The sequence below is a fragment of the Ensifer sp. GW101-20A05 genome, assembly GCF_059424735.1.
The window spans coordinates 695,578-720,204 of record NZ_JBWKZT010000001.1; the positions used below are offsets into that span (position 1 = coordinate 695,578).

Here is a 24,627-nt window from a genome sequence, read left to right on the forward strand (position 1 = left end):
CGCCTCACGACAGCTGGCCGCGGAACTCCTTGCGGAACATGAACTTCAGTCCCGACCAGACGGCATCGACGGCGCAAACCTTCACGTCGACGAGGCCAAGCGGCAGGAAGATATCGCGCAGCACGTCCTCGCTCAGCGTCGTCGCCACCTTCGACGCCTTCTTCGGCCAGGAAATCCAGAGCATGCCGTCAGGCCTGAGCCGGGCGGCAACCTCCGGCGCGAGCCCGTCCAATACGGACCTCTGCGTCTCGAACACATGGACATAGTCGTAGCTGCGCCCGCCGGCCGGACCGAGCACGATTTCGCAAGTCGAGAAGCCGGAAAAGTCCGTGATTTCGCTGAGGCTGGGCGGAACGCCGAGAAGCAGCGCCGCCTGCCCGTCCTTCAAACCCAGCTTGCGGGCAAGCGGCGTGCCGGAATATCCGCTGTCATTCATCACCATCTCCGAGCGCCGAGACGCTGACGATGAGCCTTGCCCGCCCAGAACGCAACTGCTAGACGGCGCCTGTCCGAGGAGAACCGACATGCCCCGCATTCAGGCCAATCTGCTGCTGTTGATTTCAGGCGCGATCTGGGGCGCCGGCTTCGTTGCACAGTCGACGGCCATGGATGCGATCAGCCCGCTGTGGTTCATCACGCTCAGATTTGCGATCGCGACGCTGGTTGCCATGCCCTTGGCCATCATGGAAACGAAGCGGGCGGCCGAACCGCTCAAGCTGACGACCGTGCGTAATTTCATCTTCATCGGCCTGGCACTCTTTGCCGGCGCAGCGACCCAGCAGTTCGGCCTGCTCGACACCAGCGTCACCAATTCCGGCTTCCTCACCGGGCTCTATGTCGTCTTCGTGCCCGTGCTGACGGTCATCTTCCTGCGCCGCAAGCCGCATTGGGTCATCTGGCCCGGTGCGCTGATGGCTCTCTTCGGCATCTTCCTTTTGAGCGGCGGCACCTTGTCGGCGCTGACCGGCGGTGACTACCTGACGATCCTGTGCGCCCTGTTCTGGGCGGTGCAAATGCTGCTCGTTGGCCTTTTCGCGCCCAGCAGCGGCCGGCCGATGTTGCTGTCGATGACGCAGTTCGCCGTCTGCGCAGTGCTCGGCTTGCTTTTCGCAGTGAAGATGGAGCCGCTGAGCTTTGCGGCTGTCGAAGGCGCTCTCTTCGAAATCCTCTATGCCGGCATCTTCTCGAGCGGCCTCGCCTTCATCCTGCAGGTGGTGGGCCAGCGCTATACCACGGCGCCGCAGGCCGCCATCTTCCTGTCGAGCGAGGCGCTCTTTGCTGCCCTCTTCGGTGTCCTGTTGCTCGGCGAGATCATCACCCCGATCGGCTATGCCGGCTGCGCGATCATCTTCGCGGCAATGCTTGCCGTCGAGATCATTCCCGAACTGACCAAAAATCGGCGCGCGGAAGCTGCGGCCTGAACTGGCCTCTGCGAGCGCAACCGACACTGCGCCATGAACTATATCAGCGACCGGTCCAAACGCCGGACTGGCGCTTTACTTGCTATTGTACCGGGCCATCAAATCGTTGCTTCGCCGCCAGGCGCGAAGCGGGCGCAATCGACCGGTCCAATTCAATACCTGTAGGTTTTCTGCAAGAATCGTACGTAAGAAACGTACGACGCGAGAAGCATCAAACATATCAGAGAGTTGCGAATACCGGACGGCGCCGGCATTCGACTGGCCTCCTTGCGGCTGCATCGAAAAACAGCAAAAACCCACTCAATTTTGCGGCGTTCATTTTCAAAAAGCTGTGATTTCAACAGCTTGCGATATATCTTGAAGAAGGGGCAACAGCTGCGGAAATGACCGATTTTTGAGCAATGACAAGACGCAATACCACGCTCGAAAAGTTTTGCTTGCCAATTCAAAATAAACCCATCACTCTTACTCTGTTCGGGCAATCTGCGAACACGGGAAGATCTTGAAATAAAAGCGGGCCGGAGACGCAAAACTCCGGGCGGCCAGACCGGGAAGACGCATGAAAATGCAACTTCTCCAATGGCTGGCTGCGGTAACAGGACCCTTTCCTCAAACGTCGAGAACTGCCTGCCAACGCCCATTCGGGCAAAACTGCAATGCTGCCCGTCCGTCAAACGGGTGGAGAGAAAAGGACCTGACGCATGGCCGAAACTGGCACTGTAAAATTCTTCAACACCGACAAGGGCTTTGGTTTCATCAAGCCTGACAACGGTGGTGCAGATATCTTCGTACACATTTCCGCAGTCCAGGCCTCCGGCCTGAACGGTCTGACGGAAAACCAGAAGGTGAGCTTCGACACCGAACCGGATCGCCGCGGCAAAGGCCCGAAGGCGGTCAACCTGCAGATCGCCGGCTAACGCCGACATCCGCTGACAGATTCAAAGTTGAAGCCCGGCAGGCTTGCCGGGTTTTTTTTGTTCAGGCTCGGTTCACAGTGGCGGCATTAACGTCCTCTCATGAAATCCGGATTGATCCGGTCCATGCGATAGGATTTGAAGCCCATGAACACGTTCATCAAAGCCGCCGTTCTTTCGGTCGCCGCAATCGCCATGATCGTCCCGACCTCCGGCGCCGCGCTGGCAGACCATCGCCATCACCACAACAATGACGATGCATGGGTGGCAGGCGCAGCGGGCCTCGCCGCTGGCGCGCTGATCGGCGGCGCGATCGCCTCGCAGCCGCGTTACAACAGCGGCTACGGCGAGCGCGTCTATATCGATCCGGAACCGGAATACGATTACTACGAGCCGCGCCCGGTCTATCGCCCTCGCCCCGTCTATCAGGCCCGTCCCGTTGTCGTCGATAACTACGGCGGCGGCAGCTATGGCGGCGGTTACCGCTCGCTCGAGCCCTGGACGCCGTCCTGGTACCGTTACTGCTCGCAGCGCTACCGTTCGTTCAACCCGGACAACGGCACCTTCCGCGGTTACGACGGCCGCAGCTACTTCTGCACCGCCGGCTGATCGGCGCAGAGCATACGGAATCAAAAAGCCCATGCCTCGATCAAGGCATGGGCTTTTTTCGTGATTACAACGGCAAGCCGTCCTTCTTCAGAGCCCGCGCAGATAGGGATTGGTGCGGCGCTCCTCGCCGATCTGCCCGCCTGGACCGTGGCCGCAGATGAAGCCGACAGTGTCACCGAGCGGCAGAATCTTGTCGCGGATGGAATCGAGCAATTGCTGGTGATTGCCGCCCGGCAGGTCGGTGCGCCCGATCGAACCGTGGAAGAGGACGTCGCCGACATGGGCGAAGTTCTGTGCCCGGTTGAAATAGACGACATGGCCGGGTGCGTGGCCGGGGCAATGCAGGACCTCGAAAACATGGTCGCCGAACGAAACGGTATCGCCCTCTTCGAGCCAACGATCCGGAATGACGTTCTGGACCTTCATCGCCAGCCCAAAACGCTCGGCCTGGCTCTCGAGCCTTTCGAGCAGCGGCAGATCGTCCTTGTGCGGGCCGATGATTTCAAGCCCGAGCGCATCCTTCAATTCCTTGGCGCCGCCGGCGTGGTCGATATGGCCATGGGTGATCCAGATCGCCTTCAGCGTGATGCCGTTCTCGCGGACCGTCTGCAGGATGAGGTCGACATCGCCACCGGGATCGACGATCACGCCTTCCTTGGTCTCGCTGTCGAACAGCACCGTACAATTCTGCTCGAAATGGGTAACCGGAATGATGCCCGCCTGTAACATGTGCGCCTGCCTCTATGGGATCTGCTGCATGTTTCCTTGCATCGTCGCCGATTGAGGGACAACCCATGCAGCACTTCAAAGTTCTACAGCGATCTTAGCGCGCCCGGCAGGACGCGCGACGCTGTCGTAACTCTCCTATAGCGGCAATTGGCGCCGGTGACAGCGCCAATCAGCGCAGAACGGCGACCTGGCTGGTGGCCGGTTGCGGTGCGGGCCATTGCACTGTGGTCATCAGCAGCGCCGAAATTGCCAGTTCCGCGGCGACGACGATCCTGACCACCGGCTTGAGGCTGCGGGCAGTGAAATTGTTCTGATCCGGCTGAATGTCCTGCATCTTCGTCGCCTCTCCCGCTGCTTGTTTCTTCGGGCCTTGGGCCGCAGAGGAAGAATGTCACGGCGTCACATTTCGTGACGTTCCCGGGGGAACATCCGCGCGCGCGGAGGCGTTTCGCCCTCACCACTAAAGGAGAAAGATAATGTTGAAACTTACCCGCCCCCTGCTGCGAGCCACTGCGGCCGCGGGTTTTGTGCTGACGCTCGGCATACCGGCCGCCTTTGCCGCCATGACAGCAACGACAGTCACGGACCTCAACATCCGCACGGGTCCGGGCCCTCAGTATCCGACAGTCGGGCTTGCGGCCCGCGGTAGCACCGCGGTCATCGACGGCTGCATCGAAGGCAGCAAATGGTGCCGCATCGACATCAATGGCGTGCGCGGCTGGGTCTATGCGCAATATCTGACGACTGACTTTGGCGGTTCGGCCGTCGTGGTTCAGGAACGTCGCGCCGACCTCGCCATTCCCGCCGTCACCTATGAGGCGCAGCCGAACGATCCGGTGATCGTCAGCAGCGGCGATGAGTTGATCGGCCCGGTCGAAGAGATCGATCCGATCGTGCCACCGGACACCGTACGCACCTACGTCACGGCGAACCCTGGCGAGACCGTCTATCTCGACGGCGAAGTCGTGGTCGGCGCCGCGCTGCCGCAGACCGTCGCGGTCCGCCGCGTGCCTGACTATAACTACGACTATGTCAGCATCAACGGCCAGCCCGTGCTGGTCGAGCCGGCGACGCGACGCATCGTCTACGTCTATCGATAGGCATTTGTTTCTCCGGCGACCGAGCGGTCGCCGGAGCCTACGGCGCATGCACGAATCATCCGCTTCATTGTGCGAAGACTGAAACCGATCCTTCTCGACGCCGGCGCAAGCTTCTCTGTCTGGCGCCACGAAACGCCGCTTCCAGCTGAAATCAAACCATTTCAATGGGCTAGGATCCGGCCACCGGGGCGGTCATTTCATTCAAATTGACAATAATCCAGATTCGGCTTCAACCTATCGGTGCCGGATCATCGGCTTTAGTGGCCCGTCCACGACGAGCCACGACACGGAGGGATCAATGGAAGCATTAATGCCTATCATTACCCAATTGATCGCGGGGGCGGCCGGCGGCAACGCGGCCAGCGCAGTGTTGAAGCAGCAGGCATTCGGTGTCGTCGCACGGACCATCGTCGGCGCGATCGGCGGCCTGGGCGGAGGTTTCCTCATTCAGATGCTCGGCGGCGAAGCAGCCGCGACAGGCCTTGCCATGCAGGCCATCGGCGGCCTCGTCGGCGGCGGCGTGCTCAGTGGTATAGTCGGGCAATTCCCCGGCAAGACGGCCTGAACTGCGATTATCTCCGTAGTAAGACAAAAGGCGGCCAATGGCCGCCTTTTCTGCATTCGAACCGATTGCGGATGCCGTTACTCGGCGGCCGCGGCAACCGGGTAGACTTCCTTCATGTAGTCGTTCATCAGCGTTTCGCAGATCGTCGCCGGCGTGAAGCGATGGGGACCGATTTCGGAAACCGGCGTCACTTCGGCAGCGGACCCCGTGAGGAAGCACTCGCTGAAGCTGGACAGTTCCTCCGGCATGATCGCCCGCTCGACGACCTCGTAGCCGCGGCGCTTGGCAAGCTCGATGACCGTGCGGCGGGTGATGCCGTCGAGGAAGCAATCCGGCACCGGCGTGTGGATGACACCGTCCTTGACGAAAAAGATGTTGGCGCCCGTCGCTTCGGCCACCCGGCCGCGATAGTCGAGCATCATCGCATCCGCATAGCCCTTGGCTTCCGCCGCATGCTTGGAGATGGTGCAGATCATATAGAGACCGGCCGCCTTGGACTTGGAAGGTGCCGTCTGTGGATCCGGGCGGCGATACTCGGCGATGTCGAGGCGAATGCCCTTCAGTTTCTCCGCCGGGTTGAAGTAGCTGCCCCACTGCCAGATGGCGATGGCGACGTTGATGCGGTTGTTCTGGGCCGAAACGCCCATGCTTTCGCTGCCGCGCCAGGCGATCGGCCGCACATAGGCCTCGGAGAAGCCTTGGCGCTTCAGAAGCTCCACGCTTGCGGCGTCCAGCTCTTCCACCGAATAGGGAATCTTGAAGCCAAGAATGTCAGCCGAGTTATGAAGGCGCTGGTTGTGCTCGCTCAGCTTGAAGATACGTCCGCCATAGGCGCGCTCGCCCTCGAAGACCGCGCTGGCATAGTGCAGGCCGTGGGTCAGCACATGTACCTTGGCGTCCTTCCATGCGACGAATTCGCCGTTGAACCAGATCTCTCCGTCCAACTGATCAAAAGGAACCGCTGCCATGGTGTCATCCTCCGGCGCATATGCGCCATTCTTAGTTGATTATCGTCCTGCTTTCAGTTTATCGGCAAACTGATTGAGGGAAAATTCAATTTCGTGATTTTGGATTTGCGATCGGAACGGCGCGGCATATCCTCCTACAGCGCCGCGCGTCTTACGAGACGCGCAAAGGTCGCTGTAGCACTTTGAATTGCTGCATGTTCCCTTAAATCGGCTACGATTTAAGGGAACATGCAGCGAGGTGTTGCCAACGCCAAATGTCTCGCTTACCGAGCAAGGACGCTAACGATGCGGTAAAAATATGTCAATAAAGCTGACGTATTTTTCCGAATGTTTCGCAAGTTGCAATCTGGCTGAAAGGAAATGACCGCGTGGCCGGCCAATCCAAAGAGAACACCCGGTATCTCACCGATGCCGCCGCCGATGATGACACGATCGATTTCGAGATCATCGAGTTGCTCTTCTTTGCCTATCGCGACTTCACCTCCGACCCGGATGCGATCCTCGAGAAGAGCGGCTTCGGGCGGGCGCATCACCGGGTCGTCCACTTCGTCGACCGCGAGCCCGGCATGACCGTCGCCGACCTCTTGGACACGCTGAAGATCACCAAGCAGAGCCTCGCCCGCGTGCTCAAGCAACTGATCGATTCCGGCTATATCCGCCAGGAGACCGGCCCTGAAGACCGACGCCAGCGCATGCTCTATACGACAGAGGAAGGCAAGGCGCTGGCGCGTGCGCTGGCCGAGCCACAGTCCCGCCGCATAGCCGATGCATTGGCAAGGACGGGTCCGGGCGCGCGGGAGACGGTCAAACGCTTTCTCGCCGGAATGAAGAACGCCGCAGACTGACACGAGGCTCGCCGCCGGCAGACGGCTCGGGAGCCTGGAACCAGGGAAGCGTGGAATGACGACAAAAGCGACTGTCTCGGACGATGCGGCTCACCTTCTGGTCGTCGACGACGACCGGCGCATCCGCGATCTCCTCAACCGCTATCTGGTCGAGCAGGGATTTCGCGTGACGACCGCGTCCGACGCGGACGAAGCACGGCGCAAGCTGGTCGGCCTCGACTTCGATCTTCTGATCGTCGATGTGATGATGCCGGGCGAAAGCGGCATCTCGCTGACGAATAGCCTGCGCCAGATCAAGACCGTGCCGATCCTGATGCTGACGGCGCTGGCGGAATCGAACTCCCGCATCGAGGGCCTCGAGGCCGGCGCCGACGACTATCTGTCGAAGCCCTTCGAACCGCGCGAACTGGTGCTGCGCATCAACAATATCCTGCGCCGCAACCAGCCGGCCCAAGCGCCCAAGGTCGACCAGGTGATCTTCGGCCCCTACACCTTCTCGGTGGTGCGCAAGGAACTGAGGCGCGGCGCCGATCACATCCGGCTCACCGATCGCGAGCAGGAGATCATGACGCTGTTTTCGCAGCGCGCCGGCGAGACCATCCCGCGCCACGAACTGATCGGCGACGATGCAGAGGTCGGCGAGCGCACGATCGACGTGCAGATCAATCGCCTCCGGCGCAAGATCGAGGATGATCCGTCCAATCCGGTCTGGCTGCAGACGGTGCGCGGCATCGGCTACCGGTTGAGCGTGGACTGAAATGGCGGGCCTTCCGATGAGCGCGGCAAACCATGGCAAGCTTTGACGGCATAGAGCACGGGGCAACCGGATCGAGCGACAACGCCTGGAGGCGCTTTACCCGTTGGTTGCGCCGCCGCCTGCCGATGGGGCTATACGCCCGTTCGCTGCTGATCGTCATCATTCCGATGGTGCTCTTGCAGTCGGTCGTCGCCTTCATCTTCATGGAGCGCCACTGGCAGCTGGTGACGCAGCGCCTGTCAGCCGCCGTCACCAGCGATATCGCCGCAATCGTCGACCTCATCGACACCTTCCCCGCTGACCGCGACATCAGCGAGATCATCCGCATCGCGCGGGATCAGCTTGATCTCAGCATCTCCGTCGACCCGCCCGGCGAGCTGCCACCACCCAGGCCTAGTCCCTTCTTCGAAATCCTCGACCAGATCCTCGGCGAGGAGATTTCCAACCAGGTCCGCCGCCCCTTCTGGATCGATACGGTCGGCAACTCCAAGCTCGTCGAGATCCGCATCAAGCTCGATGACGGCCGCATCCTGCGGGTCTATGCTCGGCGAAACCAGGCCTATGCCTCCAACACCCACATCTTCCTCGTCTGGATGGTGGCCGCATCGCTGGTGCTGCTGGCGATCGCAATCCTGTTCCTGCGCGGCCAGATCCGGCCGATCCTGGCGCTGACCAAGGCGGCCGAAAGCTTCGGCAAGGGCCAGAAGATCGACGACTTCGCGCCGCGCGGGGCCGACGAGATCCGCCGCGCCGGCCTTGCCTTCATCCTGATGCGCGAACGCATCGAGCGCCAGATCGAACAGCGCACCGCGATGCTGACCGGTGTCAGCCACGACCTCAGAACCATCCTCACCCGCTTCAAGCTGCAGCTGGCGCTCGCCGGCAACAATCCGGATCTCGAAAGCCTGAACCAGGATGTCGAGGACATGCAGAACATGCTGGAGGGCTACCTCGCCTTCGCCCGCAGCGAAGCCGAGGAAGATGTCGGCCAGCTGAAACTCAGCGACCTGATGACTCGGCTTGCGGCGGAGGCCGAACTGCTCGGGAAGACACTGACCACCTCGGTCGAGGGCGAAGATGAGGTTCGGGTCAGGCCAAACGCCTTTACCCGCCTCGTCGCCAATCTCGCTTCGAACGCCTATCGCTACGCCAACACGGTCAACATCGATGCGCGCCACAGCGCCAAATGGGTCACCATCACCGTCGACGATGACGGTCCGGGCATCCCTGAGCGATCGCGCGAGGACGTGTTCAAGCCGTTCTTCCGTCTCGACGAGGCGCGCAATCTCGACAGCTCCGGCACCGGCCTTGGCCTTGCGATCGCCCGCGACATCGCCCGCAGCCACGGCGGCAACGTCACCCTTGGCGACAGCCCGCTCGGCGGCCTGAGGGCAACGGTGCGCGTACCGGCTTGACCTTCACGTATTGACGGGCCACTGCTCGCCCGGGAATTGGGACCGAGGGAGAGAGCTGTGTCGAACGTTGTCGATTGGAACGACTGGGAACGACGGCTGGCCGAACTATGGGCTGCCTTCGACACCGTGGACGCCAAAACCTTCATCGCGCGTATCGAGGCGCTTGCAGCCGAATTGCCGGCGGGACACGCCATAGGCCTGTTCGAACAAGCGTCAGCGCAGGATTCGACCGGCCATGAGACGGAAGCCGAACCTCTCTATCGGCAGGCATTGGAAAACGGTCTCACGGGAATTCGCCGGCGCCGCGCCACCATCCAGCTCGCCAGCACGCTCCGCAATCTCGGCCGCGCTGGCGAAGGCGTCGCCCTGCTCACCGCGGAGCAGACCAAGCCGTCAGACGAGCTCGACGATGCGGTCGCCGCATTCCTGGCCCTGTGTCTGGTCGACGCGGGGCATGCGAAAGAAGCAGCAGCGCTTGCGCTTGGCAGCCTCTCGCGCCACCTCCCCCGCTACAACCGGTCGCTCAAACGCTACGCTGACGCGTTGCTGGCAGACGCGTAAGCGCTAGCGCTGATAGATCGACGTCAGGCCACGGCGTTCGTTGAAGCGATGCCAGGCGTCGATGCGGCGCGGATGGCGGGCGCGCATGACATCGAGCGGCGCGAGCAGTCGGCCCTTACGACCGAGGGCTTTGTCGAGGATCTCGATGATCCGCCGGATCGGCCAGGGCTTGCGCGTGATCGTCAGTAGCGCCCGGAAGGCTTCATCCTCGCGGCCCGCGCCAAGTTGATGGGCAATCAGCCCATAGGCAAAAGCCGTGGAGCGGCTGACGCCGGCGTGGCAATGCACGAGAATGCGGCTCGAAGCATCCTCCGCCGCCGGCCGCATCGCCTCGAACACCTCGAGGACCAGATCCGGGAAGTGCTGCGTGGCGGTCGGGTTTTCCTGGTCGCGCATGCGCACCACCCGGTGGTTCGCATCGGCAATGACGGGCACGTTGGCGTCGGGCAGTTCCGGGTCGAGCAACGACAGCACATGGCTTGCGCGCCAGTCGCGCGCGGCATCGGCAGCGCGCCACAGGCAGGATACCTTGACGCGCTCGGGGATCACTTCGAAGGCAATGGTCATTGGGATCACATCAATTTTTTGCCGTTGGGAACCGGCCGTTCGGTGGCAGCCAGCACGATCGCGCCGGCCTCATCGGCAAAACCCAGCGTCAGCACTTCGGAGCGAACCGGCCCGATCTGGCGCGGCGGAAAATTGACCACGCCCAGCACCTGCCGCCCGACGAGATCTTCCGGACGATAATGCACCGTGATTTGCGCCGATGACTTTTTAATGCCGATCTCTGGCCCGAAATCGATTTTCAGCTTGAAGGCCGGCTTGCGCGCTTCCGGAAAGGGTTCGGCTTCGACGATCGTGCCCACGCGAATGTCGACACGCTCGAAATCAGCAAATTCAATCGTTTCAGTCACGGCAATTCCCTTTGTGAAAAGTACTCAGTCGCCGGGCTTAAAGCATCGGGCGAGATTCCGGAAGCGCACCGGTATCGGCAGGCTCCCCGTGAAATCTTGCCTCTTCCCAGGGGCGGCGCGCGAACTGCTCGGCAAGGAAATCGACGAAGACGCGCACACGCGGCGGCAGGAAACGCCGGTGCGGGTAGACCACGGTGATCGGTTCCGCCTCGGCGTAATTGCAATCGGTCAGAAGCGGCACCAGCAAGCCCGCCCGGATATCTCCACCGACAAGAATTTCGGAGAGCCGCACGATCCCGATGCCGGCGAGCGCGAGGTGCCTCAGCGCTTCCGTGCTGTTGGCTTCGACGGAACCACGAACACGGATCGCATGCCGGCCGTTGCCATCCTGGAACTCCCAGACGTTGAGGCGGCCATGGGCGGTAATGGCAAGGCAGACGTGCCGTTGCAGGTCATCAGGCGTCTTGGGAACACCGTGCCTTTCGAGGTATCCCGGCGCCGCACAGATGACACGACGGTTCGATGCCAGGCGCCGCGTCACCAGCGTACTGTCGCTTTGCGCCGCAACCCGTATGGCGACATCCGCGTCACCGTTCATGAGATCGACGATCGCGTCGCTGAAATCGAGCTCCAGATCGATCGCCGGGAACCGCTCGATGAAGGCCGGCAGCATGGGCACGATCAGGCGATGACCGAAGGCGCTCGGCAGGCTGACCCGCAGGCGGCCGCGCGGCTCGGCGCCCGGCTGGATCGCAAACTCAGCATCCTCGATATCGCCGAGGATGCGACGGGCCGACTCCGCATAGGCGCTGCCTTCGCTGGTGAGGCTGATGCTGCGCGTCGATCGCTGCAGCAGCCGCACGCCGAGGCGCGCCTCCAGTCGGCCGATGATCTTGCTGACGGCCGATGGTGTCATGCGCAGCCGCCGCGCCGCCGCCGAGAAATCCCCCTCCTCGACGACGGCGAGAAACACCGCCATGGCTCCCTGCCGGTCCATTGCATCTATTCCATTTCGTCACAGATGAACGGAACTTAACATGGATTATCGCGGCCGACGATAGGCTGTAGCTTGGACCTGGAACTCAGACAGCGGAGCCCGCGGGGTGACGGAAATGGATGAGCAGCGAAAGGATATGCCGGCGAGCTACCAGCTACATTCCTGGGCGCGACGTCAGCGCAACGCCGCGATCCGCGACATGTGTCGCCGGGCAATGGGCGCGATCTGGAGGTGCCTGTTCGACCGGCGTACAGGCCCTGGACAAGGCGCAGGCGCTGCCCCCCGCGCGCCGTAGAGCAACCCTCACGCCGGCGCCATTACGGCACCAGCGTTTCGTGAGCTCAGCCCGCCAGCTCTTCCGCCCGTTTGCGTGCTGCGGCGATCGCCTTGTCGAAAAGCGGCTGCATGCCGTCGTCGGCCATCAGCACGGAGAGCGCTGCCGCTGTCGTACCGCCGGGCGAGGTCACGTTCTGGCGCAGCCGTGCCGCCTCGTCGGGGGACTGATGCAACAATTCGCCAGCCCCCGCGACGGTTTCCCGCGCGAGCCGCATGGCGAGGTCCGCCTCGAGGCCGGCCTTGCGGCCCGCCTCCGCCATGCACTCGACGAGGTAGAAGACGTAGGCCGGACCGCTGCCCGAAACCGCGGTTACCGCATCGATTTCGGCTTCGGTCCGGACCCATTCGACGGGCCCGCTGACCTTCAGCAGATCGTGAACCTGGCTGCGCTGCGCCTCGCTGACGCGCGCATTGGCAAAAGCACCGGTAACGCCGCGGCCGATCATCGCCGGCGTGTTCGGCATGGCGCGAACCGTGGCGGCAGCACCCAGGTGCGTCTCGATGAAGGCGAGCGTCTTGCCGGCGGCAACCGAGACAATGACGGTATCCGCACCGACGAGCGGCTTCAACGGCGGCAGCACGGGGTCCATCACCTGCGGCTTGACCGCGAGGAAGATCACGCCGGCCTGAACACCGGATGGCGCCGAGGTCGCATGTGTCACGCCGTTGTCGGCAATGAGTTTGGCCATGGCCGGTGGCGGGCCGGGATCGACGACGAGCACGTCGGCACCCCTAACGCCGCTCTTCAACCAGCCGGAAAGCATGGCGCCGCCCATATTGCCGGCGCCGACGAGGACGATGGGACCGGAAGCGGCATTCGCCATGATCAAGCCTCTCCAACCGTTTCGAACAGGACCGCATCGACGGCGCGCTGCGCGTCCATGCCGGACCAGACGACGAATTGAAACGCCTGATAATAGGATTCGCAAGCGTCGAGTGCGCTCGAAAGCAGAACTTCGACCTGTTGATTGGTCGGCTCGGCACCGCCGGCAAGCAGCAGCGACTGGCGGAAGATCACCACTTCCTCCTGGCGCCACAGGTCGAAGTGGCCCATCAGCACCTGCCCGTTGATATGGGAGAGCAGGCGGATGACTTCGTTGACCCGGCTTTCCGGAACCTTGATGTCGAAGGCGCAGGCAAGGTGCAGAGCCTCGAACTCCTCCATCCAGGAGAAGGAAACGTGGTAGTCTGCCCACTTGCCTTCGACCGTCATGGCGATTTCGTCTTCGCCGGATCGCTCGAACGACCAGTCGTTATTTGCGGCCACGAACTCGATCATATCGACCGGGTTGGATTGGCGCTCGACTTCCATTTCCAAAAGGCTCATGCATCACCCTGTATAGGTGTGGCGCAGACGTGCATCATCACGCTCACAAGACGCAACGCTGCAAACCCAACACCGATTACAAACACACTATGATTGCTGAACTCACATCCATCCTGGCTGACTTACCCTGCCCGGAGCTTGCGTGGTTCGTTTCGAATCATCATTTAAAATCAGTGTATAATGGCGGAGTCAGGCTGCCAGCCCCCGGGCCGAAAAATAGCCGGGATGAATCGCGTCCACGTTGTCATTTGGATGAAGCGCGAGAGCTTAACTGACTCTGCCATAAGGGTTTTTTGGCAGTGTCCACAGGTGGAAAACTTTTCAGGTTTTATTAACCAGCCTTAACGCCGTTTCAATCGATTCAGGATTAACGACAGCAAAACGCCCGCGAAACCAGTTCGCGGGCGAAGTAAAAACGCCAAAATACCGTTATTTCGGCGGAATCGCGTTACTTGCCGGCCTCGGCGAGACGCGCTTCCAAAGCCTCAATGCGGGCGAGCAGCGCATCGTTTTCCTCGCGCGCCTTGATCGCCATTTCCTTGACCATCTCGAACTCCTCGCGCTTGACCACGTCGAGCGAGTTCAGTGCGCGTTCGGCCTGTGCGCGGAAGGCGGTCTCGACCTCGCGGCGCACGCCCTGGGCGGCACCTGCGGCATCGGTCATGATCTTGGCAAAGTCATCCAGAATGCGGTTAGCGCCTGTGCTCATCGTCGCGATCTCCATTTCAGCCATCGCCTCGCATTGCGATGCGGTCATGAATTTCAGGTAGGGTCAGCGGCGAGCGGATGCAAGGAAAATCACGTGCCAAATCACGCCGCTGTGTCCGAAGCGCCCCCATCGGCGCCTTGACCCGGCGGAAATCGCTCGCCATGTTCCGCCGAAACGACCGGCCCCTGCACGAGAAATAGGCACGAGAACATATCTTGGAAACTCTAGCGACCCGTCTCGCCATCCTTCCCTTCCCCGAAATCGACCCCGTCATCTTCCAGATCGGGCCTCTCGCCGTCCACTGGTACGGGCTCGCCTATGTCGCGGGCATCCTGATCGGCTGGTTCTATGCGCGCCGCCTGGCGATGAACAACGCGCTCTGGCGCAACGAGACGCCGGCGGTCACGCTGCAGCAACTCGACGACTTCCTGCTCTGGGCCGCCGGCGGTATCGTGCTCGGCGGCCGCATCGGCTACATCCTCTTCTACGACCTCGGCTCCGTTCTCGCCAATCCGATCCGCGCCATTGAGATCTGGAACGGCGGTATGTCGTTCCATGGCGGCTTTCTCGGCACGACGCTCGCCATGATCATCTTCGCGCGGCGCAACGGCATCGTTCTCTGGAGCCTGTTCGACATCGTCGCGGCCGTCGTCCCGATCGGCCTGTTTTTCGGCCGCATTGCCAATTTCATCAATGGCGAACTCTGGGGCCGTCTCTCTTCGATGCCCTGGGCAATCGTCTTCCCGACCGGCGGGCCCTTTGCCCGTCACCCGAGCCAGCTTTATGAAGCAGCCCTCGAGGGCCTCGTGCTGCTCGGCCTGCTTTCCTGGTTCATCTACCGTCGCCAGGCGTTGAAATCCCCGGGCCTCGTCACCGGCATCTTCGTGCTTGGCTATGCCTTGAGCCGCATTTTCGTCGAATTCTTCCGCGAACCGGACGCGCAGATCGGCTATCTTGTCGGTGGCTGGCTGACGATGGGCATGGTGCTTTCGCTGCCGATGGCGCTCGCCGGCATCTGGGCGATAACCCGGGCGCGGCGCGCAGCCGCCTGAGAGCGGATAAGGCAAGGGCGTGCGGCTTCCGGCCGCCTCCCGCTAACTGGACGAAGGCATGACGACACCACTTGCGGACAAGATCAAGGCGCTGATCAAGGCTCACGGGCCGATCAGCGTCACCGATTACTTCTCGCTTTGCCTCGCGGATCCTGAACACGGCTACTACCGGGTTCATGAACCCTTCGGCAAAGAGGGCGATTTCACCACGGCGCCGGAGATCAGCCAGCTCTTCGGAGAGATGATCGGCGTCTTTCTCGTCCACGCCTGGCAGCAACACGGCAAGCCCGAAGGCGCGGTGATCGCCGAGATCGGCCCCGGCCGCGGCACGATGATGGCCGACATGCTGCGCGTGGTGCGTCGCCTCGCACCCGAGCTCTATGCCTCCGCCAGCGTGCATCTCGTCGAGACCAGCGAGCGCCTGCGCAAGATCCAGTCCGAAACCCTGGTCGCCCATGGCAACAAGGTCGAGTGGCATGCAAGCTTCGAGACTTTGCCCGATGGCTTCCTGCTGCTTGCCGCCAACGAGCTGTTCGATGCCATTCCGATCCGGCAATTCGTGCGCACCGCGCAAGGGTTCCGCGAGCGCATGGTCGGGCTTGATGCCGATGACCAACTGACCTTTGCTGCCGGCGTCGCCGGCATCGATCCGGGCCTCTTGCCGACGCCGGCGCAGGGTTTGGCCGAAGGCACGATCTTCGAGATCGCCCCTGCCCGCGATGCTGTCATGTCCGCCCTTTGCGAGCGGCTGAAGATCAGCGGCGGCACCGCCGTGATCATCGATTACGGCCATCTTGCCACCGGCTATGGCGATACGCTGCAGGCCGTTCGCGATCACGAATATGATCCGCCACTCGCCAATCCGGGCCGGGCCGATCTCACCAGCCATGTCGATTTCGAGCAGCTCGCCCGCCGCGCCGAGACCGACGACGTGCAGATCAACGGCCTTGCGCACCAGGGCGATTTCCTGGTCGGTCTCGGTCTGCTGGACCGCGCCGCGGCACTCGGTCGCGACAAGGATGCGCTCACCCAAGAGGGCATTCGCCAGGACGTGGAAAGGCTCGCCGGCGCCGGTGTCGGAAAAATGGGGGAATTGTTCAAGGTTCTCGCCGTGAGCAGCCCTCCGGTGCCGCTGTCGCCCTTCCGCAAGCCGAAGCCCTGAGCGCACAGCCTACAGCGCCGCGCGTCTTATCGGACGCGCAAAGGTCGCTGTAGCACTTTGAGTTGTTGCATGTTTTTATCCTTAAATCGGCTAGGATTTAAGGAAATATGCAGTAGCGCACGGTTCAGCCGTAAAGATAGTTCGGGAGCCAGAGAGTTATCCCGGGCCAGAGATACATGATGACCATGCAGAGCACGACGATCAGCATATAGGGCATCATGCCGGCGAAGATCTGGTTGATCGTCACATGCGGCGGCGCGACACCCTTCAGATAAAAAGCTGACATCGCGACTGGGGGCGACAGAAATGCCGCCTGCAGGTTGACGAAGACGAGAACGCCCCAAATCACCGGATCGATGTCGAAGTGCTTTAGCAGCGGCAGAAAAATCGGCACAAAGATGATGATGATCTCGGTCCACTCGAGCGGCCAGCCGAGCAGGAAGATGATCGCCTGCGAAAGAATCATGAATTGTACCGGCGTCAGATCGAGCGATAGCACCCATTGCTCGATCAGCGCCTGGCCGCCAAGTATGGCGAAGACGGCAGAAAACAAGGCCGAGCCCACGAAGAGCCAGCACACCATGGCCGTTGTCTTCGCCGTCAGGAACACCGCTTCCTTTGTGCGCTTCCAGTTGAGCGTCCGGGCCTGGAATGCGAGCAGGAAAGCCCCCGCCGCGCCGACGGCCGCAGACTCGGTCGCCGTGGTGATCCCGAAGAGGATTACGCCGAGCACGACTATGGTGAGGATGGCGAGCGGCATGACGGAGGAGATCAAAAGCTTCACCACCTGCAGCCGCTCCGCACTCATATTGCGGTAGTAGCGGACGAGCACCACCGCAGCGATCGTGGCAATCAACCAGAAGGACACGTAGAAGCTTGTCGCCGGCCCGTTGATCGCGGTCGGCGCGGCATCCGCCGCCGGTGCCCCGAGCTGTTCCAGCCCTTCCGGCGCCTCCGCCTCCGCCGATGCCTGCGGATGGATGACGACATACCACCATACGAGCGCCATCGTAAAAGCCGTCAGTGCTAGCGGGACCAAGGCAGCGCAGAAATTCTTGACGAGAGCCCAATAGGTGAGAGACCCCTCCTCGGTTTCGAGAGCCAGCGCCCTTGCCGGTGAGACTAGTGCGCGAGAGAGCCCGGCCAGCATGTTGTGCGAGTACGACGCTTGCAGGCCCCGCATCCACGCGCTGACGGGCACTTTGGTCTGCTCCGCAGGCAGCGGCGGAGCGATCTTGGGGCTGATGAGCGCCCAGCCGAGAATATAGGCGAGGTAGAGCAGCGCGAGGAAAAACCCGGGGAACATGGCAGCGGCGTAGAGCTTGACAACGGATTGTCCCGCGACTGCGGCATAGACGATGATCATCACCGAGGGCGGGATCAGAATGCCGAGGGTACCGCCCGCCGTGATCACACCCGAGGCAAGCTTCACGTCATAGCCGGCGCGTAACATCGGATTGAACGCAATCACGCCCATCAGCACGACCACCGCACCGACGAGGCCGCTGGCGATGCCCCAGAAGGTACAGACGATGAGGGTAGCGACGGCGAGCGACGCAGGCACCCGCTTGAATGCGAGCTGAATGCTGTAGAACATTTTGTCGACCAGCGCACCCCGCTCCATCACGTAGCCCATGAGCACGAACAACGGGATCGAGATGAGAACGTCATTGGTCATCGCCCCATAGGTACGCTGCACCATCAGGTCGAAGACGCGATTGTCGATCCAGTGCTCGGCCGGATTGTAGAAGGCGTAGAAGCCGAAGAGCATGCCAAGCCCCATCAGGGTAAACGCCGTCGGAAACCCCATCATGATGACCACCACGATGAGCATCAGCATCGTCAGTCCGAGGAGTGGATCGCTCACGTCTCGCCGTCTCCCCCCATTCCCCGTTGCCGCGCCGCCCTGTCGATCGCCTGCGCACGCTCGATCGCAGCCTCGCGCGTTTCCGCGTCGACATGCTCGCTGTGCTCGAGTTGCTCGGCGACGACGTCGAGCTCCTCCACATCCTTGAGCCGACTTGGCCATTCGCCGGTCCGCAGGCAAACGATGCAGCGCGTGATCTCGGCCAGCCCCTGAAGCAGGACGAAGCCGCCAGCGACCGGAATGACGGTTTTGAAATAGTAGATAGGCGGCCCCTCCGCCGTCACGGTCGAATGCTCGCCGATCCGCCAGGAAAGTGCTGCATAATCGTAGCCGGCGTAAACGAGCGCGGCGACGCCGGGCAGGAAGAAGAGGACGTAGAGGACCAGATCGAGGGCGGCTTGCGTGCGCGGCCTCATGGAGCTGTAGAGGAAGTCGCCGCGTACATGAGCATTCTGCGCCAAGGCGTATGCCCCCGCGAGCATGAACAGCGAGCCATAGAACATGTTGCTGGCATCGAATATCCAGGCCGTCGGCATGTTCAGGATGTAGCGTTTGACGACCTCTACGCAGACCATCGTCATCAGCCCGATAATCAGCCAGGCTGCGGCTTTGCCGATCCACACGCTGGTCGCATCGACCCTGAGCAGAAAATGCTGAACGTTCACGCATGCCCCCCGCTGCAAGAGGGGCGCTACAGCGGCGCGCCTTTCAAGAACGCACAGAGTTCGCTGTAACGCTTTGATTTATCGAATAGTGTGATCCTTCGACTGTCTCCGATGTGCGAAATGAGATGAGCCGGTCTTCCGCCTGAATCCCGTCTGATTGACGCGAAGCGGCCGTGCCTTAGAGATCCTTCGCCACGCCTTCCTGTCCGAAGTAGTGGTCGAATGCCAGCCGCCGACTGACGACGGTGTCCTGTTCCCAGCGCGTGGCCCGCTCGGCAAAAACGAGCTGGGACTGGAGCACTTCCTTGAACAGCGGGTTTTCCGCTGCCTTCTTCTTCACCACCTCGTCGTAGACCTCCAGTTGCTTCTTGAGAATTGCCTCCGGGGTCCTGTAGAACTTGACCTTGTCGACGGTCTGCATCTCCCGGTAGTCCGTGGAATAGCGATCGATCGCCTTCCAGGCCATATCCTGAGATGCCGCCTCGACGGCGTTGGTGATGATCGCCTTCATCTGATCAGGTAGACCGTCGTACTTCGGCTTGTTGAACATCACTTCGAACTGCTCGCCATTCTGGTGGTAGCTCTGCAGCATGCAAATCTTCGATACATCCGGGAAACCGAGCACCCGGTCGGACGAGGCGTTGTTGAACTCGGCCGCGTCGATCAGGCCTCGATCGAGCGCCGCAACGATTTCGCCGGCCGGCAGCGCGTTGACCGCCGCGCCGAGGCCGGTGAAGACATCGATCGAGATGCCCACGGTACGGAACTTCAGGCCCTGAAGATCCTCGGGCTTTGCGACTGGCTTCTTGAACCAGCCAAGCGGCTGGGTCGGCATCGGCCCATAGGGGAACGAGACCACGTTGGCGCCAATGGATTCATACAGTTTTGCGAGTAGTTCCTTGCCGCCGCCGTATTTGTGCCAGGCGAGCAGCATGTTGGCATCCATGGCGAAACCCGGGCCAGAGCCCCATAGCGCGAGCGCCGCCTGCTTGCCGTAATGGTAGACGAGGACGCCGTGACCGCCGTCCAACGTTCCTTGCGATACGGCGTCGAGCAGGCCGAAGGCCGGCACCACGGCACCAGCGGGCAGCACTTCTATCTTCAAATCGCCACCGGTCATATCATTGACCTTCCTGGCGAAGTCGAGCGCGAATTCGTGAAAGATGTCCTTGGATGGCCAGGTGCTTTGCCAGCGCATGCTGATCGGCCCCTGCGCCTTGACAACGCTAGGCGCGGCGACCGTTGCGACCCCCGCTATTGCCGCACCGCCCAGGAATTTGCGACGCGAAATCCGTCCCTCGATATGGGTTCTTCGCTTCATATGCTCCTCCCGAAGGCACAAGCATTTCTTGCTATATTAGATAATACTCTTATGCAGAGCCCCACGCAAAGATTGCACGCAGCGTCGCTCAAAAGCCTGCAGGTAAGGCGCCATCCCGACCTCTTGTTTTTCCACGGGCCTCGTGCAGATGCGGGCGTCGAAGGAAGGCGTTTTCGTCAGCGCGTAGCGGCGGTGGCCGAGCGATGACTGCCCCTCGAAATCACAGGCCGCTGGCTCCCCCTATCGTTCGGGAATTGACAGCCCAGCCATCGCGGGTCAACATCGCGCCGGCAAATCAGCCGCCAGTCGCCGGGCCGGAGCGCGCCCCCAAACCCATTGAATTTATTCATAAAGCAAAGGCAAATATACCGATGCAGCATGACGCCGCGCTTTCTCCCGTGCAGAGCTCGCTTTTCGGCGAGAAGGCCGGGCCGGCAATCGCCCACGGTTATTTCACCCGCCAGGGCGGCGTTTCCGAAGGGCTCTATCGCGGCCTCAATGTCGGCCTCGGTTCGAAGGACGAAAGAGCCCATGTCAACGAGAACCGCACCCGCGTCGCGGGCTGGTTCGGCGCGCCGCTGGAACGGCTGGCGACGGTTCATCAGGTCCATTCCCCCAACGCCATCGTGGTCGACGAAAGCTATGACGGTAGCCGCCCTGAGGCTGATGCGCTGGTGACGGCGACGCCCGGTATCGTGCTCGGCGTGCTATCGGCCGATTGCGGCCCGATCCTCTTTGCCGACGCAGAAACCAATATCATCGGCGCCGCCCATGCCGGCTGGAAGGGCGCGCTTGGCGGCGTGCTCGAGAGCACCATCGACGCGATGGTCTCGCTCGGCGCCCGGCGCGATCGCATCGTCGCCTGCCTCGGCCCGTCGATCAGCCATCGCAACTACGAAGTCGGTGCCGAATTCGTCGAGCGCTTCGTCTCGGCGAACGACAGCTACGCAACCTATTTCAGGCCGTCAGACCGCGACGGCCACGCAATGTTCGACCTGCCGGGTCTCACGATCAAGCGGTTGACCGAAGCAGGCGTAGCAGCCGAAAATCTCGATATCTGCACCTATGCCGACGAGGAGCGCTTCTTCTCCTACCGTCGGACGACACACAGGCAGGAACCGGACTACGGCCGGCAGATTTCCGCCATTTGCATACGGGGGACCTGACATGGCGCTTCAATTTGCCCAGGAAGAATATGCAAGCCGCCTCGATCGGCTGACGGAGAAGATGCGCGAGGAGAAGCTCGATGCCGTGCTGCTCTTCGCCCAGGAGAGCATGTACTGGCTGACGGGCTACGACACCTTCGGCTACTGCTTCTTCCAGACGCTGGTTGTGAAGAAAGACGGCTCGATGGTCTTGCTGACGCGCTCGGCCGACCTGCGCCAGGCACGCCACACCTCCAATATCGAACGCATCGAGATCTGGGTGGACCGGGCCAATGCCGATCCGACCCTGGATCTCAAGAACCTCTTGAGCGAACTCGACCTGCTCGGCTGCCGCATCGGCGTCGAATACGATACGCACGGCATGACCGGCCGCGTCGCCCGCCTGCTCGACCGCCAGATCCAGACCTTCGGCGAGATAATCGACGCCTCGTACCTCGTCAGCCGTCTGCGGCTTATCAAGAGCGACGCCGAGATCGCCTATGTCGAGAAGGCGGCAAGCCTGGCCGACGATGCGCTCGATGCCGCGCTGCCGCTGATCCGTCCCGGCGGCAACGAAGCCGACATCCTCGCCGCGATGCAGGGCAAGATTCTGGCCGGCGGCGGCGACTATCCGGCCAACGAATTCATCATCGGCTCCGGCGCCGACGCGCTGCTCTGCCGCTACAAGTCCGGGCGCCGCGTGCTTGACAGCCAGGACCAGCTCACCCTCGAATGGGCCGGCGTCAGCGCCCACTATCATGCGGCGATGATGCGCACCGTCGTCATCGGCGAACCGACCAACCGTCACCGCGAACTCTACAGCGCCTGCCGCGAAACCATCCAGGCGATCGAGATGGTCCTTCGTCCCGGCAACACCTTCGGCACCGTCTTCGACATGCATGCCAAGATCATGGACGAGCGCGGCCTCGCCCGTCACCGCCTCAACGCCTGCGGCTATTCGCTCGGCGCCCGCTTCTCGCCCTCCTGGATGGAGCACCAGATGTTCCATCTCGGCAACCCGCAGGAGATCGAGCCGAACATGTCGCTGTTCGTGCACATGATCATCATGGATTCCGACAGCGGCACCGCCATGACCCTCGGCCAGACCTACCTCACCACCACGGATACTCCGCGCCCGCTGTCGCGCTATGGCCTGGACTTCATTTCTGCTTAGGGAAATCCGCCTAGAATTGCTTTGAACTGGCAGACGACAGGAGACGTTTCAAAAACTGCCGCGAAGAAAACGGACGGTTTGAACATGCGAAAGCTCACCACGCCTATCGTTGGCCTCGGACTCCTCGTCGCCCTGGCCGGCTGCAACAGCACCGACATGCTGACGCCGCAGGTCGACGTCGGCGCCGGAACCTTTCGCTCGCCGCCGGTGACGCAATCCGACCTCGACGCCATGTCGAACCAGACCGCAGTCGCCCCGGTGCAGCGCGAACCCGTCAGCCAGACCACCGCCTACTCTCCTCAGCCCGTCGCTTCGAACACGCCGACGGCCTATGCCAGCGGCGATGCGACCTATACCGATCCGGCCGGCACGTTCGAGGCCCAGGCAAGCCGGCTTGCCGCCGGTTCCGCACCCGTCCAGAACACGATCCAGAACCAGCCGGCCCCGGTACAACAGACGCCGGTGCAACAGACGGCGGCCGCTGCCGAAGAGATCCAGGACCAGCCGAGCGTCGCTTCGCTGCCGAAGGCAAGTGCCGCCGCCAGCGGCACGATCCGCTTCCTGCCGATCATCGGCGCGCCGGTCCAGGCGGTCACGCCGCTCTCCAAGCAGCTTGGAGCCGAAGCGCGCGCACACGGCCTGACGATCAAGGGCTCTGGCGATGCCAGCAGCGAACATATCCTCAAGGGCTACTTCTCGACGCTGAAGGACGGCGACAAGACCACCGTCGTCTATGTCTGGGATGTACTCGATGGCAGCGGCAACCGCCTGCACCGCATCCAGGGACAGGACTCGGTTCCCGGCGGCGGCGCCGACTTGTGGAGCGGCGTGCCGGCGGCAACCATGCAGGGAATCGCGACCAAAACCATCAACGCCTACCTCGAATGGCGGCAATCTCAGGCCGGTTGATGCAAAGTTTTTAGGATATTGGCCTTCGCGGCGCAGCATTCCCCTTGCATTCAAGTTCAGTCTCGCTAAAAAGCGGCCGATCAGCTCTGAACGGCGGCCATCCGCAAAGAATGTCCGCGATTGGAATGGCTCTCGGAATCTGCGCGGAACACACCGCTCCCGGAAAAGTACCGGACGGTGACCGCGCCAGCTCAAGGCGGTCCGTCAATGAAGGTTTTCGCAGGCAATTCGAACCGGCTGCTGGCCGAAGCGATCTGCAACTATCTCAACCTGCCTCTCGGCAAAGCGGCGGTACGCCGGTTCGCCGATCAGGAAATCTTCGTCGAGATCGGCGAAAACGTGCGCGGCGAGGATGTGTTCATCATCCAGTCGACCTCTTTCCCCACCAACGATCACCTGATGGAACTGCTCATCATGATCGACGCGGTGCGCCGCTCTTCCGCTCGCCGCATCACCGCAGTGCTTCCCTATTTCGGCTATGCCCGCCAGGATCGCAAAGCCGGTCCGCGCACGCCGATCTCTGCCAAACTCGTCGCCAACCTCATCACCGAAGCCGGCGCCGACCGCGTGCTGACGCTTGATCTTCACGCCGGGCAGATCCAGGGCTTCTTCGACATCCCGACCGATAACCTTTATGCGATCCCGATCCTGGCGCGCGACGTCAAGGAAAACTACGACCTCAAGAACGTCATGGTCGTTTCGCCCGACGTCGGCGGCGTGGTGCGCGCCCGCGCGCTTGCTAAGCGTCTCGACTGTCTGCTGGCAATCGTCGACAAGCGCCGCGACCGTCCGGGTGAATCCGAAGTCATGAACGTCATCGGCGACGTGAAGGGCAAGGACTGCCTGCTGATCGACGACATCGTCGACTCGGGTGGCACGCTCTGCAACGCGGCCGAAGCGCTCCTAAAGAACGGCGCAACCAGCGTCACGGCCTACATCACCCACGGCGTTCTCTCCGGCGGCGCGGTCGCCCGCGTCACTTCGTCGATGCTGAAGGAACTGGTCATCACCGACTCGATCCAGCCGACCACGGCCGTCCAGTCCGCCCACAACATCCGCGTGATCACCACCGCTGGCCTGCTTGGCGAAGCCATCAGCCGCACCAGCCAGGAAGAATCGGTTTCGAGCCTCTTCGACTGAGATCGTTGCGAGCACGCGAATTTCT

The 24,627-nt window shown here is 62.0% G+C and carries 28 protein-coding genes; 15 read left to right on the forward strand and 13 right to left on the reverse strand.

Going from position 1 to position 24,627, the window contains the following annotated elements; genetic code table 11:
- Positions 1-4: 4 nt before the first annotated feature.
- Complete coding sequence (locus tag AC070A_RS03515) at positions 5-436, reverse strand: hypothetical protein (protein WP_058321112.1); 432 nt, start codon at positions 434-436, stop codon at positions 5-7.
- A gap of 88 nt (positions 437-524) precedes the next feature.
- Here AC070A_RS03515 and AC070A_RS03520 point away from each other — a divergent pair, with 88 nt between their 5' ends.
- The 3 genes from AC070A_RS03520 to AC070A_RS03530 all read left to right on the forward strand — a co-directional run bounded on the left by AC070A_RS03520 (position 525) and on the right by AC070A_RS03530 (position 2,944).
- Positions 525-1,421 carry a DMT family transporter gene (locus tag AC070A_RS03520; RefSeq protein WP_058321113.1) on the forward strand — a complete coding sequence of 299 codons (897 nt, stop codon included), beginning with the start codon at positions 525-527 and terminating at the stop codon, positions 1,419-1,421.
- A gap of 701 nt (positions 1,422-2,122) precedes the next feature.
- On the forward strand, positions 2,123-2,338 hold the full coding sequence (locus AC070A_RS03525) for a cold-shock protein (RefSeq protein WP_057253168.1): 216 nt from the start codon (positions 2,123-2,125) through the stop codon (positions 2,336-2,338).
- Positions 2,339-2,482: 144 nt separating this feature from the next.
- On the forward strand, positions 2,483-2,944 hold the full coding sequence (locus AC070A_RS03530; RefSeq protein WP_057253166.1) for a BA14K family protein: 462 nt from the start codon (positions 2,483-2,485) through the stop codon (positions 2,942-2,944).
- 87 nt (positions 2,945-3,031) lie between these two features.
- Here AC070A_RS03530 and AC070A_RS03535 read toward each other — a convergent pair whose 3' ends face one another.
- Together AC070A_RS03535 and AC070A_RS03540 are read right to left on the reverse strand one after the other, a co-directional pair.
- Positions 3,032-3,673: an MBL fold metallo-hydrolase gene (locus tag AC070A_RS03535; RefSeq protein WP_057253164.1), complete on the reverse strand. Its 642-nt coding sequence runs from the start codon at positions 3,671-3,673 to the stop codon at positions 3,032-3,034.
- 169 nt (positions 3,674-3,842) lie between these two features.
- Entirely contained in the window at positions 3,843-4,007 is a 165-nt protein-coding gene (locus AC070A_RS03540) for a hypothetical protein (RefSeq protein WP_176707586.1), read from the reverse strand.
- A 142-nt stretch (positions 4,008-4,149) separates the two neighbouring features.
- Between AC070A_RS03540 and AC070A_RS03545 the strand changes: the two genes are divergently transcribed.
- Together AC070A_RS03545 and AC070A_RS03550 are read left to right on the forward strand one after the other, a co-directional pair.
- Complete coding sequence (locus AC070A_RS03545; RefSeq protein ID WP_093233965.1) at positions 4,150-4,773, forward strand: DUF1236 domain-containing protein; 624 nt, start codon at positions 4,150-4,152, stop codon at positions 4,771-4,773.
- Between the two features lie 298 nt (positions 4,774-5,071).
- Entirely contained in the window at positions 5,072-5,338 is a 267-nt protein-coding gene (locus tag AC070A_RS03550; RefSeq protein ID WP_113737080.1) for a hypothetical protein, read from the forward strand.
- Positions 5,339-5,415: 77 nt separating this feature from the next.
- On the opposite strand, the gene AC070A_RS03555 is transcribed toward AC070A_RS03550, so the two are convergent.
- Positions 5,416-6,306 carry a branched-chain amino acid aminotransferase gene (locus AC070A_RS03555; RefSeq protein WP_057253160.1) on the reverse strand — a complete coding sequence of 297 codons (891 nt, stop codon included), beginning with the start codon at positions 6,304-6,306 and terminating at the stop codon, positions 5,416-5,418.
- A 368-nt stretch (positions 6,307-6,674) separates the two neighbouring features.
- Here AC070A_RS03555 and AC070A_RS03560 point away from each other — a divergent pair, with 368 nt between their 5' ends.
- Genes AC070A_RS03560 through AC070A_RS03575 form a run of 4 tightly spaced genes read left to right on the forward strand, consistent with a single transcriptional unit; the run spans position 6,675 to position 9,884 of the window.
- Positions 6,675-7,151: a MarR family winged helix-turn-helix transcriptional regulator gene (locus tag AC070A_RS03560; RefSeq protein ID WP_057253158.1), complete on the forward strand. Its 477-nt coding sequence runs from the start codon at positions 6,675-6,677 to the stop codon at positions 7,149-7,151.
- A gap of 55 nt (positions 7,152-7,206) precedes the next feature.
- Positions 7,207-7,908: a response regulator gene (locus AC070A_RS03565; RefSeq protein ID WP_057253157.1), complete on the forward strand. Its 702-nt coding sequence runs from the start codon at positions 7,207-7,209 to the stop codon at positions 7,906-7,908.
- Positions 7,909-7,940: 32 nt separating this feature from the next.
- Positions 7,941-9,323, forward strand: coding sequence for an ATP-binding protein (locus tag AC070A_RS03570; protein WP_057253155.1), 1,383 nt, complete (start codon positions 7,941-7,943; stop codon positions 9,321-9,323).
- A 57-nt stretch (positions 9,324-9,380) separates the two neighbouring features.
- Positions 9,381-9,884, forward strand: coding sequence for a tetratricopeptide repeat protein (locus AC070A_RS03575; protein ID WP_113737079.1), 504 nt, complete (start codon positions 9,381-9,383; stop codon positions 9,882-9,884).
- A 3-nt stretch (positions 9,885-9,887) separates the two neighbouring features.
- Here AC070A_RS03575 and AC070A_RS03580 read toward each other — a convergent pair whose 3' ends face one another.
- The 6 genes from AC070A_RS03580 to AC070A_RS03605 all read right to left on the reverse strand — a co-directional run bounded on the left by AC070A_RS03580 (position 9,888) and on the right by AC070A_RS03605 (position 14,167).
- Complete coding sequence (locus AC070A_RS03580; RefSeq protein ID WP_492384712.1) at positions 9,888-10,451, reverse strand: protein-tyrosine phosphatase family protein; 564 nt, start codon at positions 10,449-10,451, stop codon at positions 9,888-9,890.
- A gap of 5 nt (positions 10,452-10,456) precedes the next feature.
- Entirely contained in the window at positions 10,457-10,798 is a 342-nt protein-coding gene (locus tag AC070A_RS03585) for a tRNA-binding protein (protein ID WP_113511296.1), read from the reverse strand.
- Between the two features lie 37 nt (positions 10,799-10,835).
- Complete coding sequence (locus tag AC070A_RS03590) at positions 10,836-11,795, reverse strand: LysR family transcriptional regulator (RefSeq protein WP_063891431.1); 960 nt, start codon at positions 11,793-11,795, stop codon at positions 10,836-10,838.
- Between the two features lie 341 nt (positions 11,796-12,136).
- Complete coding sequence (proC, locus tag AC070A_RS03595) at positions 12,137-12,955, reverse strand: pyrroline-5-carboxylate reductase (protein ID WP_113737077.1); 819 nt, start codon at positions 12,953-12,955, stop codon at positions 12,137-12,139.
- Positions 12,956-12,957: 2 nt separating this feature from the next.
- Positions 12,958-13,458, reverse strand: a complete 501-nt coding sequence (locus AC070A_RS03600) for a type III secretion system chaperone family protein (protein WP_043618087.1) — start codon at positions 13,456-13,458, stop codon at positions 12,958-12,960.
- Positions 13,459-13,906: 448 nt separating this feature from the next.
- A complete protein-coding gene (locus AC070A_RS03605; protein ID WP_057254338.1) occupies positions 13,907-14,167 on the reverse strand; it encodes an accessory factor UbiK family protein in 261 nt (86 codons plus the stop codon).
- A gap of 215 nt (positions 14,168-14,382) precedes the next feature.
- Between AC070A_RS03605 and lgt the strand changes: the two genes are divergently transcribed.
- Positions 14,383-15,219, forward strand: a complete 837-nt coding sequence (gene lgt, locus AC070A_RS03610; RefSeq protein ID WP_113737076.1) for a prolipoprotein diacylglyceryl transferase — start codon at positions 14,383-14,385, stop codon at positions 15,217-15,219.
- A 58-nt stretch (positions 15,220-15,277) separates the two neighbouring features.
- Positions 15,278-16,381 (forward strand): class I SAM-dependent methyltransferase, encoded by a 1,104-nt coding sequence (locus AC070A_RS03615; protein ID WP_113737075.1) that lies wholly within the window; start codon positions 15,278-15,280, stop codon positions 16,379-16,381.
- Between the two features lie 124 nt (positions 16,382-16,505).
- Here the strand turns inward: AC070A_RS03615 and AC070A_RS03620 are convergent, their stop codons facing one another.
- The 3 genes from AC070A_RS03620 to AC070A_RS03630 all read right to left on the reverse strand — a co-directional run bounded on the left by AC070A_RS03620 (position 16,506) and on the right by AC070A_RS03630 (position 20,234).
- Positions 16,506-18,248, reverse strand: a complete 1,743-nt coding sequence (locus AC070A_RS03620; protein WP_057253144.1) for a TRAP transporter large permease — start codon at positions 18,246-18,248, stop codon at positions 16,506-16,508.
- Positions 18,245-18,913, reverse strand: a complete 669-nt coding sequence (locus AC070A_RS03625; protein WP_057253142.1) for a TRAP transporter small permease subunit — start codon at positions 18,911-18,913, stop codon at positions 18,245-18,247. The genes AC070A_RS03620 and AC070A_RS03625 overlap by 4 nt, the downstream gene beginning before the upstream one ends.
- Positions 18,914-19,091: 178 nt before the next feature.
- On the reverse strand, positions 19,092-20,234 hold the full coding sequence (locus AC070A_RS03630) for a TRAP transporter substrate-binding protein (RefSeq protein ID WP_058321121.1): 1,143 nt from the start codon (positions 20,232-20,234) through the stop codon (positions 19,092-19,094).
- A gap of 371 nt (positions 20,235-20,605) precedes the next feature.
- Here AC070A_RS03630 and pgeF point away from each other — a divergent pair, with 371 nt between their 5' ends.
- From pgeF to AC070A_RS03650, 4 genes are all read left to right on the forward strand, one after another.
- Positions 20,606-21,400 (forward strand): peptidoglycan editing factor PgeF, encoded by a 795-nt coding sequence (gene pgeF / locus AC070A_RS03635; RefSeq protein ID WP_113737074.1) that lies wholly within the window; start codon positions 20,606-20,608, stop codon positions 21,398-21,400.
- Position 21,401: 1 nt separating this feature from the next.
- A complete protein-coding gene (locus AC070A_RS03640; RefSeq protein ID WP_057253138.1) occupies positions 21,402-22,553 on the forward strand; it encodes a M24 family metallopeptidase in 1,152 nt (383 codons plus the stop codon).
- Between the two features lie 84 nt (positions 22,554-22,637).
- Complete coding sequence (locus AC070A_RS03645) at positions 22,638-23,462, forward strand: hypothetical protein (RefSeq protein WP_113737093.1); 825 nt, start codon at positions 22,638-22,640, stop codon at positions 23,460-23,462.
- Between the two features lie 207 nt (positions 23,463-23,669).
- The gene (locus AC070A_RS03650; protein WP_057253136.1) at positions 23,670-24,602 is read left to right on the forward strand and encodes a ribose-phosphate pyrophosphokinase; all 933 of its coding nucleotides are present in this window, start codon (positions 23,670-23,672) and stop codon (positions 24,600-24,602) included.
- Positions 24,603-24,627: the final 25 nt, after the last annotated feature.